The 15,024-nt window shown below is 66.3% G+C and carries 18 protein-coding genes; 9 read left to right on the forward strand and 9 right to left on the reverse strand.

The window, feature by feature from the left end:
* Positions 1-59 precede the first annotated feature (59 nt).
* The 3 genes from DTA22_RS14360 to DTA22_RS14370 all read left to right on the forward strand — a co-directional run bounded on the left by DTA22_RS14360 (position 60) and on the right by DTA22_RS14370 (position 3,702).
* Positions 60-1,760 carry an L-lactate permease gene (locus DTA22_RS14360; protein WP_112299845.1) on the forward strand — a complete coding sequence of 567 codons (1,701 nt, stop codon included), beginning with the start codon at positions 60-62 and terminating at the stop codon, positions 1,758-1,760.
* Positions 1,757-3,127 carry an FAD-binding oxidoreductase gene (locus DTA22_RS14365; protein WP_112299846.1) on the forward strand — a complete coding sequence of 457 codons (1,371 nt, stop codon included), beginning with the start codon at positions 1,757-1,759 and terminating at the stop codon, positions 3,125-3,127. The genes DTA22_RS14360 and DTA22_RS14365 overlap by 4 nt, the downstream gene beginning before the upstream one ends.
* A 92-nt stretch (positions 3,128-3,219) precedes the next feature.
* The gene (locus DTA22_RS14370) at positions 3,220-3,702 is read left to right on the forward strand and encodes a nuclear transport factor 2 family protein (protein WP_112299847.1); all 483 of its coding nucleotides are present in this window, start codon (positions 3,220-3,222) and stop codon (positions 3,700-3,702) included.
* A gap of 14 nt (positions 3,703-3,716) precedes the next feature.
* Here DTA22_RS14370 and DTA22_RS14375 read toward each other — a convergent pair whose 3' ends face one another.
* The 5 genes from DTA22_RS14375 to DTA22_RS14395 form a co-directional block, all read right to left on the reverse strand.
* Positions 3,717-4,124: a hypothetical protein gene (locus DTA22_RS14375; RefSeq protein WP_112299848.1), complete on the reverse strand. Its 408-nt coding sequence runs from the start codon at positions 4,122-4,124 to the stop codon at positions 3,717-3,719.
* Between the two features lie 49 nt (positions 4,125-4,173).
* Positions 4,174-4,581: an arsenate reductase ArsC gene (locus DTA22_RS14380; RefSeq protein ID WP_112299849.1), complete on the reverse strand. Its 408-nt coding sequence runs from the start codon at positions 4,579-4,581 to the stop codon at positions 4,174-4,176.
* Positions 4,578-5,672: an ACR3 family arsenite efflux transporter gene (arsB, locus tag DTA22_RS14385; protein WP_112299850.1), complete on the reverse strand. Its 1,095-nt coding sequence runs from the start codon at positions 5,670-5,672 to the stop codon at positions 4,578-4,580. The genes DTA22_RS14380 and arsB overlap by 4 nt, the downstream gene beginning before the upstream one ends.
* Positions 5,669-6,055 carry an ArsR/SmtB family transcription factor gene (locus DTA22_RS14390; RefSeq protein ID WP_112299851.1) on the reverse strand — a complete coding sequence of 129 codons (387 nt, stop codon included), beginning with the start codon at positions 6,053-6,055 and terminating at the stop codon, positions 5,669-5,671. The genes arsB and DTA22_RS14390 overlap by 4 nt, the downstream gene beginning before the upstream one ends.
* 69 nt (positions 6,056-6,124) lie before the next feature.
* The gene (locus tag DTA22_RS14395) at positions 6,125-6,457 is read right to left on the reverse strand and encodes a hypothetical protein (protein ID WP_112299852.1); all 333 of its coding nucleotides are present in this window, start codon (positions 6,455-6,457) and stop codon (positions 6,125-6,127) included.
* A gap of 325 nt (positions 6,458-6,782) precedes the next feature.
* Between DTA22_RS14395 and DTA22_RS14400 the strand changes: the two genes are divergently transcribed.
* The gene (locus DTA22_RS14400; RefSeq protein ID WP_174233801.1) at positions 6,783-8,060 is read left to right on the forward strand and encodes an APC family permease; all 1,278 of its coding nucleotides are present in this window, start codon (positions 6,783-6,785) and stop codon (positions 8,058-8,060) included.
* 80 nt (positions 8,061-8,140) lie between these two features.
* On the forward strand, positions 8,141-8,608 hold the full coding sequence (locus tag DTA22_RS14405) for a SixA phosphatase family protein (protein WP_112299853.1): 468 nt from the start codon (positions 8,141-8,143) through the stop codon (positions 8,606-8,608).
* Positions 8,609-8,617: 9 nt separating this feature from the next.
* Here DTA22_RS14405 and DTA22_RS14410 read toward each other — a convergent pair whose 3' ends face one another.
* Positions 8,618-10,084 carry a CYTH and CHAD domain-containing protein gene (locus DTA22_RS14410; protein ID WP_112299854.1) on the reverse strand — a complete coding sequence of 489 codons (1,467 nt, stop codon included), beginning with the start codon at positions 10,082-10,084 and terminating at the stop codon, positions 8,618-8,620.
* Between the two features lie 221 nt (positions 10,085-10,305).
* On the opposite strand from DTA22_RS14410, the gene DTA22_RS14415 reads away from it, so the two are divergent.
* Positions 10,306-10,608, forward strand: coding sequence for a WhiB family transcriptional regulator (locus DTA22_RS14415; protein ID WP_112299855.1), 303 nt, complete (start codon positions 10,306-10,308; stop codon positions 10,606-10,608).
* Positions 10,609-10,676: 68 nt separating this feature from the next.
* Here DTA22_RS14415 and DTA22_RS14420 read toward each other — a convergent pair whose 3' ends face one another.
* Positions 10,677-12,080: a DUF4041 domain-containing protein gene (locus DTA22_RS14420; protein ID WP_112299856.1), complete on the reverse strand. Its 1,404-nt coding sequence runs from the start codon at positions 12,078-12,080 to the stop codon at positions 10,677-10,679.
* Positions 12,081-12,245: 165 nt separating this feature from the next.
* Between DTA22_RS14420 and DTA22_RS14425 the strand changes: the two genes are divergently transcribed.
* The gene (locus tag DTA22_RS14425; protein ID WP_112299857.1) at positions 12,246-12,638 is read left to right on the forward strand and encodes a barstar family protein; all 393 of its coding nucleotides are present in this window, start codon (positions 12,246-12,248) and stop codon (positions 12,636-12,638) included.
* A gap of 10 nt (positions 12,639-12,648) precedes the next feature.
* Here the strand turns inward: DTA22_RS14425 and DTA22_RS14430 are convergent, their stop codons facing one another.
* Entirely contained in the window at positions 12,649-13,206 is a 558-nt protein-coding gene (locus DTA22_RS14430) for a hypothetical protein (protein ID WP_112299858.1), read from the reverse strand.
* A 115-nt stretch (positions 13,207-13,321) separates the two neighbouring features.
* Positions 13,322-13,573: a hypothetical protein gene (locus tag DTA22_RS14435; RefSeq protein ID WP_037242862.1), complete on the reverse strand. Its 252-nt coding sequence runs from the start codon at positions 13,571-13,573 to the stop codon at positions 13,322-13,324.
* Between the two features lie 293 nt (positions 13,574-13,866).
* On the opposite strand from DTA22_RS14435, the gene DTA22_RS14440 reads away from it, so the two are divergent.
* Complete coding sequence (locus DTA22_RS14440) at positions 13,867-14,400, forward strand: thiamine pyrophosphate-binding protein (RefSeq protein WP_037242860.1); 534 nt, start codon at positions 13,867-13,869, stop codon at positions 14,398-14,400.
* Positions 14,397-15,011 carry a thiamine pyrophosphate-dependent enzyme gene (locus tag DTA22_RS14445; RefSeq protein ID WP_081792725.1) on the forward strand — a complete coding sequence of 205 codons (615 nt, stop codon included), beginning with the start codon at positions 14,397-14,399 and terminating at the stop codon, positions 15,009-15,011. The genes DTA22_RS14440 and DTA22_RS14445 overlap by 4 nt, the downstream gene beginning before the upstream one ends.
* Positions 15,012-15,024: the final 13 nt, after the last annotated feature.

Genomic DNA, 15,024 nt, shown 5'->3' on the forward strand with positions numbered 1-15,024 from the left:
CGTGAGTACTTGTCTGACAATCGGTGAGCGGAGTGGCGGCAATCACAGAGGAGATCTCGATGTATCAACAGACACTGGACCCGATCGGAGGGTCGCTGGGATGGTCGGCAGTCATCGCGGCGGTGCCGCTCCTGGCGATGTTCGTGATGCTGGGAGTGTTCCGGTGGAAAGCGCACCGGGCAGCCCTGATCGCACTCGCCCTCGCGGTCTGCGCGGCGATCGTCGGCTGGCAGATGCCCATCGGACAGGCGGCGAGTGCTACCGCGGAAGGCGCTTTCTACGGGCTGTTTCCGATTCTCTGGATCCTCGTCAACGCCCTCTTCGTCTACAAGCTGACCGTCGTCAGTGGCTGGTTCGAGGAACTGGGCCGGGTGATTCGGTCGATCTCCGATGACCAGCGCATTCTGGCCATCCTGATCGCCTTCTGCTTCGGCGCTCTCCTCGAGTCACTCGCCGGCTTCGGCGCTCCTGTCGCGATCTCGGCGGCGATGTTGCTGGCTGCGGGCATGAAACCGCTCAAAGCCGCGTGCACCTCGCTCCTCGCGAACACGGCGCCGGTCGCGTTCGGCGCGCTCGGTGCGCCGATCCTGGCGCTCGCCGGGGTGACCGGGTTGCCGCTCGACGACCTGTCCGCCATGGCGGGACGTCAGACCCCGTTCATCGCCGCCATCATCCCGCTGGTGATGGTCTTCCTGGTCGACGGCCGCCGTGGCGTCCGCCAGACGTGGCCGGTCGCGCTGGTCGCCGGACTCGTCTTCGGGTTCGCACAGTTCCTCACGGCCAACTACTTCACGGTCGAGTTGACGGACGTGGTCGCAGCGATCGTCACCGTGATCGCCGTGCTCGGCATGCTGAAATTCTGGAGTCCCGCCGAGACCTTGGCGGCCACCCCCGACGTGCCGGCACGCGACGGCGGCCGGGCCCCCGTGGGCGCCGGTATCGGGGTCGGCATCACGACGGGATCGGGAGCCGACACGACGGCACCCACGTCACCCGGCCGTTTCGACCACTACGGGCGCGGGCGCCGCGCCGTCTATGCGCTCGCCCCCTACGTGACGATCATCGCGATCTTCTCCCTCGCTCAGGTGCCGGTCGTGAAGTCCTGGCTCGCCGATGTCGGCACCGTCGCCTTCGCCTGGCCCGGACTCGACATTGTCGATCCGGACGGAAACGCCGTCGGCGCACAGACGTTCAAGCTCGACCATCTGCGGGCGACGGGCACACTTCTGCTCTTGTCGGCGGTCGTGACCACTGTGATCTACGGCATCGGGATCCGGGAGGCGCTCCGCGCGTACTGGGACACTCTCGTGCAGCTGCGGTGGACCATCGTCACCGTGACTGCGGTCCTGGCGCTGGCGTTCGTGATGAACCTGTCCGGTCAGACGGGCAGTCTCGGAATGGCGCTGGCCTCCACCGGCGGGTTGTTCGCGATCCTGTCCCCCGTGATCGGGTGGATCGGCGTCGCCATCACCGGTTCCGACACGTCGTCCAACTCGTTGTTCGGCGTCATGCAGATGACCGCGGCACAACAGGCCGGGCTCGATCCGGTGCTGATGGCGTCCGCCAACTCCTCGGCAGGCGTGCTCGGCAAGATGCTGTCGCCGCAGAACCTTTCGGTGGCCGTCGCAGCGGTGGGACTTCCCGGCAGTGAGGGGGCCATTCTGCGCAAACTCGTCGGGTGGAGCCTGGGACTGCTCGCGTTCCTCACGATCATCATCTACCTGCAATCGACCCCCGTACTCGGATGGATGGTTCCATGAGTCTCGACGTACTGACCCCCGTCTCCGAACTGACAGCCGCCCTCGGCGACGCCGTCGTCACCGAACCCGACCTGATGCTCGCCTACCGGCGCGACCAATCGCTGCTGACCGCGGCGGGAATGCCGCTCGCGCTGGTCCGTGCACGCGACACGGACGATGTCGTGGCAGCACTGAAAATTGCTCACCGGCACGGTGTTCCGGTCGTCACCCGCGGCGCCGGCACCGGTCTCGCCGGAGCCGCGAACGCGCTCGACGGGTGCATCGTGTTGAGCATGGAGAAGATGAACGCCGTCCTCGACATCGATCCGGCCGCACGGACCGCAACTGTGCAGCCCGGCGTGATCAACGGCGACCTGGCGGCGGCGGCCGCCGAGCACGGGCTCTGGTATGTGCCGGACCCGGGCAGCCGGGCCATCTCGAGCATCGGCGGCAACCTCGCAACCAACGCGGGGGGCACCTGCTGCGCCAAGTACGGCGTCACCGGCGATCACGTGGCCCGCATCAAAGCTGTGCTCGCGGACGGACGGATCATCCACACGGGCGCGACGACGCGCAAAAACGTTGCAGGGCTGAATCTTACGCAACTGCTCGTCGGATCCGAGGGAACCCTCGCGGTGATCGTGGAAGCGACCATGCGGTTGCGGGCGGCGCCCACCGCCGCCGCGACGGTGGTCGCCAGCTTCCCCGAGACCGCGCAGGCCATCGAGGCGGTGCTCGCGATCCGGCAGGTCGCCGAGCCGTGTCTGGCGGAACTGATGGACCGCACGACCATCGCCGCCGTCAACGACATGACGCACATGGGCCTCGACGAGTCCGCCGGGGCGCTCCTGCTGATCCAATGCGATGGAAGGGATTCCACCGCCGAAGCCCGGATCTGCGCGCAGGCCTGTGCCGACGCCGGCGCCACCGAGGTGTACGACACCGACGACCCGGTGGAGGGCGAAGCATTCATGCAGGCGCGCCGTGTGGCACTGACCGCGTTGGAGCGGCGGGGCTCCACGCTGCTCGACGACCTGTCCGTCCCGGTGCACCGGCTACCCGAGATGCTGCAGGCCATCGAGGGCATTGCGACGCGCTACGACCTGACGATCGGCACGTTCGGCCATGCCGCGGACGGCAACCTGCACCCGACCATCGTGTTCGACGCGTCCGACAGCGAGCAGTCCGCACGGGCGCTGCAGTCGTTCGACGAGATGGTGGTCGAGTGCCTGGCTCTGGGCGGATCGATCAGCGGCGAGCACGGAATCGGAGTGCTCAAGGAGCCGTACATGGAGGCGATGGTGGGTGCCACCGAACGTGAGTTGATGGCCCGGGTCAAGGAGGCATTCGACCCGACGGGAATCCTGAATCCGGGGAGGGGCCTGTAGTACGGGGCGGGGCTCCGTAGTTTTCGGCCGCGGGCGGGGCGGGGTGTGTCACTGTTGTGAGAGACCGAAACCCGCGGCCACCTGGAGTCGGTATGAACGTCGGTGCGACACGAAATGCGATCGGCGTCGTCGTTGCGGTGCTGGTGTTCGGTGGACTGGCCGGATGCGGCGGCGACACGAGTGAGACGGCGTCGGTGTCGATATCGGCGACCGCATCGGTCAGCGCCACCGAGGAACAGGACGCGGTTCTCGCTCAGGAAGCGAGGTGGCTGACGGCCATCACCGCCGGCGACCGTGACACGATCGAATCGATCCTGAGCCCCGATTTCAAGCACATCACGAGTGAGGGAACACTGCTCGGTCGTGACGAGGAGATCGCGAGCATCGTTCCGGTGACGTTCACGATGAATGCCACCGAGCAGTCCGTCGACATCGTCGGCGACACCGCCGTGATCCATGGCGTCAACACCCTCACCGAGTCGGGCAATGTGCTGGCCCGAGAACGCTTCACCGACGTGTTCGTCAAGCAGAACGGCACGTGGATGGCACTGTCGGCGCAGGAGACCGCGATCTGACCGTCACCCGGGTGTCAGGGAACGAAGAACGTGCCGAAGCCCGGTGTCCCGATCGCCTGCGGGTCGACGAATGCGACGACCTGACCCGAGCCCGGACGAATGGTGACGGGTTGAGCATCCAGCGTCGGGAACGATACGGAACCGGACGCACCCGTGCCGAGACTCACCCAGTGGACGACCGCGGAGTGCGGGTTTCCGTCCCCCGGCGTGCGGCGCACGTGCAACACGGCGACGCCCGGTTGGTCGCCGACGGTCGCGGCAAGGTGGGGCGTGGGCAGTTCGACGAGCGGGATGACGGGGTCGACCTGGAACGGCACCGTGCTCGGCGCGGCCGCCGCCGTTCCCGACGCGAGGAAGCCGGAGATCGCGACGGTCGCAAGGACCGTGGCGCCGACCCGTCCGGCGGCGTTGAGTGTGGTCATACGGATCGACCCTAGTCACTCGACCGGCGGCTCGGTGCCGGTTCGCGTCTCAGGCGCTGGCGGGGACCAGCTCGGCGATCAGGGCTTCGACTCGCGCCTTGATCTCGTCGCGGATCGGACGAACCGCGTCGACGCCCTTGCCTGCCGGATCGTCGAGCGCCCAGTCCCGGTAGCTGACCCCGGGGAAGACGGGGCAGGCGTCGCCGCAGCCCATGGTGATGACCACGTCGGAGGTGTCGACGGCGTCGGGGGTGAGGATCTTCGGGGTTTGGTCGGAGATGTCGATCCCGACCTCGGCCATGGCCTCCACGGCGGCAGCGTTGACGGTCTCGGCCGGCGCGGACCCGGCGGAGCGGACCTCGATTGCGTCACCGGCGAGGTGGGAGAGGAATCCGGCAGCCATCTGGGAGCGGCCGGCGTTGTGGACGCAGACGAACAACACGCTGGGCGTGGTCATGGGAGCGAACCTTTCGTGACGGACGCGTGGAACCGGGAACGCAGCGCGAGCGACACGTAGACCAGTCCGACGAGGACGGGGACCTCGATCAGCGGTCCGACGACACCGGCCAGGGCCTGCCCGGAGGCGGCGCCGTAGGTGGCGATGGCCACGGCGATGGCGAGTTCGAAGTTGTTGCCCGCGGCGGTGAACGCCAGGGTGGTGGTGCGCTCGTAACCCAGACCCATGGCCGCGCCGAGGGCGTAGCCACCGCCCCACATGATCGCGAAATACGCCAGCAGGGGGATCGCGATCCGGACGACGTCCCACGGCTGGGAGGTGATCTGGTCACCCTGCAGGGCGAAGAGAATCACGATCGTGAACAGCAACCCGTACAGCGCCCAGGGCCCGATCCTCGGGAGGAAGTTGCTCTCGTACCAGGTGCGGCCCTTGGCCTTCTCACCGAACCGGCGGGTCAGGTAGCCGGCGAGCAACGGGATGCCCAGGAAGATGAGCACCGACTTCGCGATCTGCCACGGCGATGTGTCGATGGTGGTCTGCTCGAGGCCGAGCCACCCGGGCAGCACGAACAGGTAGAACCAGCCGAGCACCGCGAACATGATCACCTGGAACACCGAATTGATCGCGACCAGCACGGCGGCGGCCTCCCGGTCGCCGCAGGCGAGGTCGTTCCAGATGATGACCATGGCGATGCAGCGGGCCAGGCCGACGATGATCAGACCGGTGCGGTACTCCGGCAGATCCGGCAGCAGCAGCCAGGCCAGGGCGAACATCAGCGCCGGACCGAGCACCCAGTTCAGTACCAACGAGCCGATGAGCAACCTGCGGTCGCCGGTGACGGCGTCGAGTCGGTCGTAGCGAACCTTGGCGAGCACCGGGTACATCATGATCAGCAGGCCGAGGGCGATCGGCAACGAGATGCCGTCGATCTCGACGGCGCTCAGGGCGTCCCCGAGCCCGGGAATCATCCGGCCGAGGAGCAGTCCGCCGACCATGGCGACGCCGATCCACACCGGCAGGAACCGGTCGAGGGTGGAGAGTTTGCCGACGACGGCGGGGTGCCCGGTAGTGGTTGTGGTTGCCCCGCTCATGCCTGCGCCTCGGCGCACGCGGGGGACGGCACGGCGGGGCCGCTCTCGGTCAGCAGTACAGAGGACAGCTGCTGCAGCGCCGACGGGATCACCCAGTAATACACCCAGGTGCCGCGACGCTCGCAGTCGAGCAGGCCGGCGGCGCGGAGCACTTTCAGGTGGTGCGAGATCGTCGGCTGCGACAGGTCGAACGACTCGGAGATGTCGCAGACGCAGGCTTCACCGCCGGCGTGGCTGGCGATCAGGCTCAGCAGGCGCAGGCGCACCGGATCGCCGAGGGCCTTGAACATCCGGGCCAGATCCCCGGCCCAGTCCTCGGTGAGTGGTTCACGCGCGAGCGGCGAGCAACACGCACCACCGTCCGACAACTCCTGATTCGACATGCGTCGATATTGACAGATGTCGAATCAGGGTGCAACGCAGCGGACGGCCGGGGCGCGGATCAGGCCGTACTACTCGGCCCGTCCGGACGGGAAGTGCACCGACCCGTCATTTCCGATGCAACCACCCTGAACCGGGCCGCTGCCGAAGAAGACGCCGTTCAGTTGCCCGCTTCCTCCGGGAGGGTTCGATCCGACTCCCGCGCCCCCGACGCCGATCGCCCCGCACTGGTAACTGTTGTTGTCCATGGGGGTATTGGGGTCGTTGTGGACGTGGAGTTGTGTGCCAGGTGTGTTCGGGTCTCCATGAAATGCCGGTGCCGCCGCTGCGACGCCTGAACCGAGCGCAAAAAAGGCGGCGATCGCAGCCGACGTAACCGCCGTGCGCAATGCGAACGTGTTCATCTGATGTCACCTTTGATTCGATTGTCGCCCGGCTTCTCACCGGTCGATGATTCTCGGGTTGGAAATGATTTCGGTGTATCCGTTTTCCCGATGAAACAATTATGGTCCGACCCGTTGGCGGAAATCACCCCCTTCGGGCGGTTATCGGTGTTTCGAGTGCGATGCCCGCACCTGCCGCGCCCCGACCGTCGCAACCCTGGCCGTGGCCAGCGATCCTGTCGCCGTGCCGAAACTGCTTGGTCCCGAAGGGTTCACGTGTGGGTCCCCGACGAACGCTAGCGTTGGACTGCCCGACATCCGCACGTCCGAAGGGAAACTGCCACGCATGGCCGGTGACGAGGTTTCGGAAGGCAACGACGTGCACCCGCCCGCGAGACCACAGTTGCGCCGCCGGTTGGGGGTGTTCGACTCGGTGATGATCGGCCTCGGGTCGATGATCGGGGCGGGGATCTTCGCCGCGCTGGGGCCTGCCGCGTCCGCCGCCGGTGGCGCCCTACTCGTCGGGTTGGCAGTGGCCGCGGTGATCGCGTACTGCAATGCCGATTCCTCGGCTCGGCTCGCCGCGCTGTACCCGCAATCGGGTGGCACCTATGTCTACGGCCGTGAACGCCTGGGACCGTTTTTCGGGTATCTCGCGGGCTGGGGATTCGTGGTCGGCAAGACCGCCTCGTGTGCCGCGATGGCCCTGACCGTCGGCGCCTACGCCTGGCCCGGCCGCGAGCACGTCGTCGCGGTCGTCACGGTCGCCGCCATCACGGCGGTGAACTACCTGGGCGTGCAGAAGTCGGCCCTGGTCACCCGGGGCATCGTGTTCGCGGTACTCGCCGTCCTCGCAGTGGTCGTCGTCGTGTGCCTGACCGGTTCCGACACCGGCTTCGATGGCCTCGCGATCACCTCCGGGCACGGCGTGGCCGGAGTCCTCCAGGCCGCCGGCCTCCTGTTCTTCGCGTTCGCCGGGTACGCCCGGATCGCCACGCTCGGCGAGGAGGTGAAGGACCCGGCCCGGACCATCTCCCGGGCGATCCCCATCGCCCTGGCGATCACACTCGTCGTGTACCTGTGCGTCGCGATCGCCGTATTGAACGCTCTCGGCGCCGACGCACTCGCTGCAGCGACGGATCCACTCGCGCAGGCCGTCGCCGCCGTGGGGTTCGGGGGCCTCGAGCCGGCGGTCCGGGTCGCCGCGGTGATCGCGGCGCTCGGCTCGCTGCTGGCCCTGATCCTCGGGGTTTCGCGGACCACGTTCGCGATGGCACGGGACGGCCACCTGCCACGTCTGCTCGGCGCCGTCCACCCCCGGTTCGCGGTGCCCTATCGGGCGGAGTTGGCGGTCGGTGCGGTGGTGGCGATTCTCGCCGCGACAGCGGATCTGCGCGGCGTCATCGGGTTCTCCTCGTTCGCGGTGCTGGTCTACTACCTGATCGCCAACGCGTCGGCCTGGACCTTGTCCGCGAAACCGTGGCCGCGGCTGGTGGCCGTCGTCGGCGCCGCCGGATGTCTCGTTCTCGCCGCGTTCCTTCCTCGTGCCTCGGTGATCTCGGGTGTGATCGTCCTCGGTGTCGGGGCCGTGATCTACGGGATCCGCTCGTCCCGCCGCACCTGACTGTCGAGAAGCCGTGGTGGCCAATTGTCGTCTCGCGTGGGAGTCTTCAACGACTATCCCTACGCCGGGAGAAGGTGAGAATGTTCGTCCTGGTCCGGCACGCCCATGCAGGCGAGAAGAAGAAATGGGACGGCCCCGACGCCGACCGTCCGCTGAGCCCGCTCGGGCACGACCAGGCCCACGGCCTTGTCGCGGCGCTGCGCGGCATCGAGATCGCGACACTGTTCTCGAGTCCCACCACCCGCTGTCGCCAGACCCTTCTGCCGCTCGCCGAGGCGGTCGGTCTGCGTGTCGCCGATCACCCACTGCTGGCACCGGACGCAACGCCCGACGAACTGTTCGCCCTATTACACGGACCCGAAGCCGACGGGGCAGCCTTCTGCACCCACGGGGAGATCCTCAACGCGCTGGCCGAGTTCGCGCGGTCGCGAGGCGCACCGGACGCCCCGCCCTCGGGGGCGACCGCGAAAGGGGGCGTGTGGTTCGTCGATTGCGGTGCGGGTCCGCCCCCGACGCTGCGGTATCTCGCGCCGATTCCGGCCGGCTGACCCCGACTACTAGCCCGCCGCGAGCCCGGCGGCGTCCTCCCGGGCCTGCCGCGCATTCTGCAATTCCAGGCCGTACAACAGGCCGAACGTGAATCCGTTCTCGCCCGGTGTCGTGCCGGCGCGGGCACCGAGCGTCCGGAGCGTCTCCGCGGCGACGACGCTGTCCTGGTGCTCGCCGAGAACTCGCTGCATCTTCTTGAACCGTGCGGCCTTCTTCTGTGCAGTTTTCTTCCCGAGACTCGGTGCGGCCAGTTCGGCCGCGTACCGGGCTCGCTTGGCGGCCTTCCGCGCGCGGTGCAGGGCCGCATCGTCGTCGCCGGCAGCCGCGGCGGCGACGCGTGTGAGCGCCTTGCGTTCGGCTTTCCGCACCGACTTTTCGATAACCCGGGGATCGTCGCCCGCCGCGGCGGTCAGCGGCGGCGTGGTGCGCCACCGCGCCAGGGTAGCCAGCAGCGCGCGGTAGCGGTCACCGTCGAGGGCTTCCATCACTTCCTTCGTACGACGGAGTTGCTCGGCGAGCAGATCGTTCTCGATGCGCGCGGAAACCGGGCCCAACACGAGTTCCGAAGGCAGGGCGGCGAGCGCGTCCGCGAAGCGTGCGCGTTGCACCTGCCGATCCCGCACCTCCCCCAGCAGTCCCGCGTACCACGAGAGTTCCGCGTCGAGTTCTGCCCGCGCGGCCGGCTCGAACAGGCGCCGGAATACCCGCAGCGTGCTGCGGAAACGTCGGATCCCCACGCGGGTGGGGTGGACGGGGTCCAGCCCACGCCGCAACCACACGTCGCCTGCCACGATCGCCTGGACTTGGGAATCCAGATAGTCGACGAGCACCGCTTCCACTGTCGTTCGCGTCGTGTCCCAGCCGTCGACCGCGAGGTGCGCGGCGGTGAGCACACGGCTGAGCTTCGACGGATACGGGGACGGCTGCGCACCACGGCGGGTGAGGCGTTTGCCGATCTTCCCGAGCAGTTTCTCGTCCCCGGCGTCGCCGAGCTCGACCTCCACCTCCCGCCACTCGCTGAGGACAGCGCGGTCACCGGCGACGGCGCCGCGCACGCGGTCGTCGGCCACTTCCGCCAGCAGACGGTCGTCCCGGTCGAGGAGTCGCTGCGTGCGTCTCACGGTTTTCAGCGTCGCCACCGGGTGCACGGGTTCGCCCAGTGCGACACCCGCAATCAGGGTCGCCAACTCGTCGGGCACCGCGTCGCTCTCGCCTCGAGGCATGCGGATCTCGGTGCGTGCTTTGTCTGCGGGGACCTTCAACTGCCATCCCACATCGGCGTCCCCGGTCCGGCGGCGGAACGTGATCTTCTGACGGAGCAGATCGCGGTCATCCGTGTCGTAGTAGACGCTGTTCAGATTCACCGTGCCCTGCTCGATCCGTCCCTCGGCAGGCAACACGTCCTCGAGATCCGGCAGGACGAACTCGAGCCCCACCTCGTACTTGTCTTCCCGCTCGCGCTGCGTCGACACCATGGATCCAGTCTGCACCCACAACGGCCGTGCCGATCTTCGGCGCGCGATCGGCACGGAGTGCAGTTAATCTGTAATCGGTGCAATCGTCGATCGCACCTCGCCACCGGAGCCGATGCGTTGCGAAAAACTCTTCGCAACTGGATCTTTCACTCATTTCACCGGAACGTACCCACATTCCCACTGCCCCGACCTGTGCTCGATCTTCGAGAGGGGGATGACTCATGTGCAAACCGAACAGGCGTCACGACCTCGCACGCCCCGCAGCGGAACTCGAGTGGATAACGCGGGCTCAGTGTCGAGAAGGAGACCCGGATCAGCTCTTCGTCAGAGGTGCCGCGCAACGCAAGGCCGCCGCCCTCTGCAGGCACTGCCCGGTGCTGACGGAATGCGGTGCGTACGCACTCGACAATCGAGTCGAATTCGGCATCTGGGGTGGGATGACGGAACGTCAGCGCCGGGCACTGCTCGCGGCGCATCCCGGGGTCCGCTGGTCCGAGCGCTTCACGGCGCGCCACCAGCGTTGATCGGTTCACTCGCCGCCCGTACACGATCTCGTGCGACACAGTCGACCCGTTCGCTGACACCGCTGTCGCTACAACGAAACATCCTTCTTTCCGATACTTATGAGGTATTCGTCAGCTTCGGGTTCTTCGGTGAAGGAGATGACTTCGCCAATCTCGCGTTGCAGGACTGTGAGTACCTCCGCAGGGCTCGCATAGAAGAACTCGCGCCGTGTATTGACCTTGTTGACGCGGCGGTCGGCGAAGGCCTGGTGAAGCTTGGCCTCGACGGTCACCGCGTCATCGGCGAAGAACAGCGCGTGTACGTCGAAGCGGAAGGGCACGGATGCGTCACCAAGCTCGCGGACGCGGTCCATTGGTTCGAGTCGGCGGGTCATGCCGATCTTGACCGTGTTGATTCCGAACGCCCCCATGTTGGAGATGACATAGACAAATCCTGCGCGGATGTTCGCAGCTCGGTAGTCGACGTTATCGAGAGCGTGCTGAACGTCGCCGAGTTTGTCGCGTAAACGCTGCGCTCCCGCGGTGTCACCACTCGCTTCGAGTGCGGTGAGGGCATTGCGGTAGTGCGCGAGTTCCTTCTCCAGCTTGGCGCGTTCCGCCTGAAGCTCTTGCTCAGCTTTGCGTTGCTCGCGCAACTCCTCCCGGCGTTCGCGTTCAGCTTCCTTCTCTTCCTGAACTTTCATGTGGAAGTCGGCCGCCAGTTCGAGTTCTGTGAGCCGCAGTCGATGGTAATGATCGGTGACCCGCAAGCTGATCATCTGGCCCTGCTTCGAGATCTGGTCAGCCGCTTTGAACAGTCTCTGGCTGGCGACGGGCAGGTTGCCAGCCTTCACAGTCTTGACGCAGTTCTCGGCCTCGGCGTTATAGGCGCGGAGCATCATTCGAGACATATCGGAGACAAACCTGCGGCCCTGAGCTGCGGAGTTATTGAACGTAAAGTTTGTGGTCGCGGTGATTGCCGTCTTGTCTTTGACAGCCTGTTTGATCGCGGACTGTACGCGGAGAAGCTCATCCTTGAGTTGCACAGACGTCTCTGCGGGGTGTTGGTAACGATATAGCCCGACCGATTGCAATTCTTGCTGCACTTGCGCCTCGATAAGCGCACCCCGCGCCGCTGTGATCTGTTGATCCAGATCAACCTTCTCGTGTTGAAGTCGGGCGACCTCCGCCGTCAGTCGGGTGGATTCGGCGTCGAGCGCGGAGACCCCGGCAAGGCCCATGCGGTCGACCAGAAGTTGCAGTCTGTCGACCTCGGTCTGAAGTTCCTGAGCGCGCTTCTTGGCGTTGAACACGGACAGGGGTCGCTGCGCTTGCACAATGTCGGCGGTGCCGGAGGCCGGTGTGCGGGGTACCGGATTCTCCGTGCCCGCGAAGGGTTGTGTAGCGGAGGTCCACCGACTGCCGTCCCACCATCGAAGGTGAGGCTGGCCCTGAGGATCGGGGTGCCAGCCAGGAGGAATCGGCGTTGTCATGCCCAATGAATATCAAAATCGATCGAGTGAACAAACATGGGATCGCGGTCTCGGAGTCGTGCAATTTAGTCAATACGTCATTCGATCGACATCTGAGGACAAGTGAAGAGACACCGATTGATTCGTCACGGACCCTTTACATCTCCCGTCAGGAATGATCGAACCATGACCGGACAGCCCGTGACATACGTGATCGACGGCTCGCGCATCCACACGCTCGACGACGTCTTCACGGTGGTCGGAGAAGTGGTACGCGGTGAAGGCGGGTACTTCGGCCGCAACCTGGACGCGTTCGCCGACTGCCTCACCGGTGGATACGGCACGCCTGATGACGGCCGCTTCCTGTTCGTATGGGAGTACAGCGACAGATCCCGCGAGGCTCTCGGGTACGCAGAGACTGCGCGTCAGCTCGAGCAGCGTCTCGCGCAGTGCCACCCCACGAACCGGGAGAGGGTGCGCGCCGACCTCGAGCGTGCTCTGAGGGAGGACGGGCCCACGGCTTTCGACTGGGTTGTCGGCATCTTCGCGTTCCGGGATGTGCGGCTAGAACTCCGGTAGGCGGTAGCTCTCACTCGGCCACGTAGAGAGCCACCCGGAAGTATCGGGAATCGCGACGGAAGGTCGGTGTGGTGACGCCGTACCGCTCGACGAACTCGTGTTGTTCGATGAATCGAAGGTCACCGGACGTGCCGGGCGTCGAGTACTGCCGATTCGGCATGCGCCATGTGCCCGTGTCGGGTACCTCCCACATCTGTACGGTGTCGGGCAACAGTTTCCAGCCGTGGTCGGTGTGCAGTTCGAGGTTCGCGACGACCTCGATCGTCGCGACCACTCCGCTCACGGACAGCACGGGCTGAGGGGAGAACCCCGGGTACCTGTCGACGTAGAAGACTCCTCGGCCGACACCGTTCGGTCGAATCTCGTCCTCCTCGGCCAGTGATCGGAGCTCGGCGGGAAGCTGCTGCTCGTCGAGCCAGGAGAGGGCGGTGGTCACGGTGTCACCCGGGTGCCAGACGGAGTCTGCGGAGACAGGCTCGTCGTCGACGAAGACCGTGAGCGTCTGGGGTGAGGCATGCTCGAGCATCGTCAGACCCCGCGCAGTAGGCGGACCGATGGGCGAAGCCATCGGGTGCGGGGGTTACCTTGCAGCAGACGATACGCGGCTGCGGCATCGGTTCACCCGCCGCTGCCGCACTGAACGCGGCAGCGGCGCCGGCGGAGGGCCGCCCGATCGATGCGAATCAGTACGGCAACGACGAGCAGCTGGGCCGGTCGACGATGGCCTGACCCTCGCAGAGCATGGCCTGCTCGTCGTCGTCGAAACGATCGCGCCGATCCCGGTCGCGGGCATCGCGGTCCGACTGTGAGACCGCTGCGACATCAGCCGCCCCCGACGAGGCGGGCATGGCGTGCGCGATTCCGGCTGCGCCGGTGACAGAGAATGCGACCGCGGCGAACATCAGGCCGGCGCGAAGGGCGGTGTGGCGAAACATGCGGAGTCCTTGGTGGTTGTGGTCGAGTATTCCTTGGCCACAACAACACTGCCGTCCGGACACGCGGTTCGACAGACACCCTAGGGTGCGCGTTGCCCACCCCTGTGCGAACGCCGGGAACACGTCCGGGCTGAGCGATGCCGTCGCGAACGTAGATGATCAAGGCCTGCCCGGTGGGTCCTTCCCGCGCAAACAAAACCCTTGATAGCAGTATCACGAAATTCTATTACCACACCGCCACCATGTTGTTTCATGATCTTTGGGAGCGTCCATCGTCATGAATCGGAGCACCCATGAATTCCACAGTCAGCGCACCCGGCTGGCAGAAGTCCGTCTTCGACGTTCTGCGTGAAGGAGATGTCCAGCAGATCGCGTACGTACCGGACGCCGGCCACTCGTACGCGATCCAAGCCGCGATCGCCGACCCTGGCATCGAAGACGTCGTGCTGACCACCGAGGAAGAGGGCGTCGGCGTTGTCAGCGGCGCCTGGCTCGGCGGGCAGCGCGCGGTCCTGCTCATGCAGAGCAGCGGAGTCGGTAACTGCGTCAACATGTTCTCCCTGCTGGAGATGTGCAAGTTTCCGTTCCTCACGCTGGTGACCATGCGTGGTGAGTACGCCGAGTTCAACCCGTGGCAGATCCCCATGGGTTCGACCACGCAGCAGGCCCTCGAACTCATGGGCATCACAGTTTTCCGGGTCGACGACCCCGATCAGGTCGGCGAGGTCGTCTCCGCCGCCTTCGATCAGGCTTTTCTCGCTGGTGAGCGCGTCGCAGTGCTCCTGGGCCAGCGGCTCATCGGACGCAAGAAGTGGGAGCGCAAGTGAACGTCAGCAACTCGACCATCGGAACCCTCGCCGGCGAACGCCTCGACCGACGCGAGTTCGTCGCGACACTGCTCGACCGAGCGCCGGAGGCACTGGTCGTCACCGGTCTCGGCTCCCCGTCCTATGACGTCTTCGCCGCAGGGGAGCGCGACCGCAACTTCTATCTATGGGGTGCCATGGGTGCCGCCGTACCCACCGGCTTGGGCCTCGCTCTCGCTCGTCCGGCCGAGTCCGTGGTCGTCATCACCGGTGACGGGGAACAGCTCATGGGAATCGGCGCGCTCGGATCGGTCGCGGTCAAGGCCCCGAAGAACCTCACCATCGTCGTCCTCGACAACGGGCACTTCGGCGAAACGGGCATGCAGCGCAGCCACTCCAGTCTCGGAGCAGATTTGGCGGGCATCGCGTCGTCGTTCGGCATTGCCCGCACCGAACGGGTCCGCGACATCGCCGACGTCGACCGTGTCGCACAGATCGTCACCGCCCGCGAGGGTACGACCTTCGTTCAGGTGTTCATCGAGCAGACCGAGCCGCCGCGCGCCCTTCCGCCCCGCGACGGCACGGCGGTGAAAAACAAGTTCCGCGCCGCGCTCGGCCTCGACACGTTCTGATGGCCGACGCCGA

This window comes from Rhodococcus wratislaviensis, from assembly GCF_900455735.1.
Taxonomy (GTDB): Bacteria; Actinomycetota; Actinomycetes; order Mycobacteriales; family Mycobacteriaceae; genus Rhodococcus_F; species Rhodococcus_F wratislaviensis.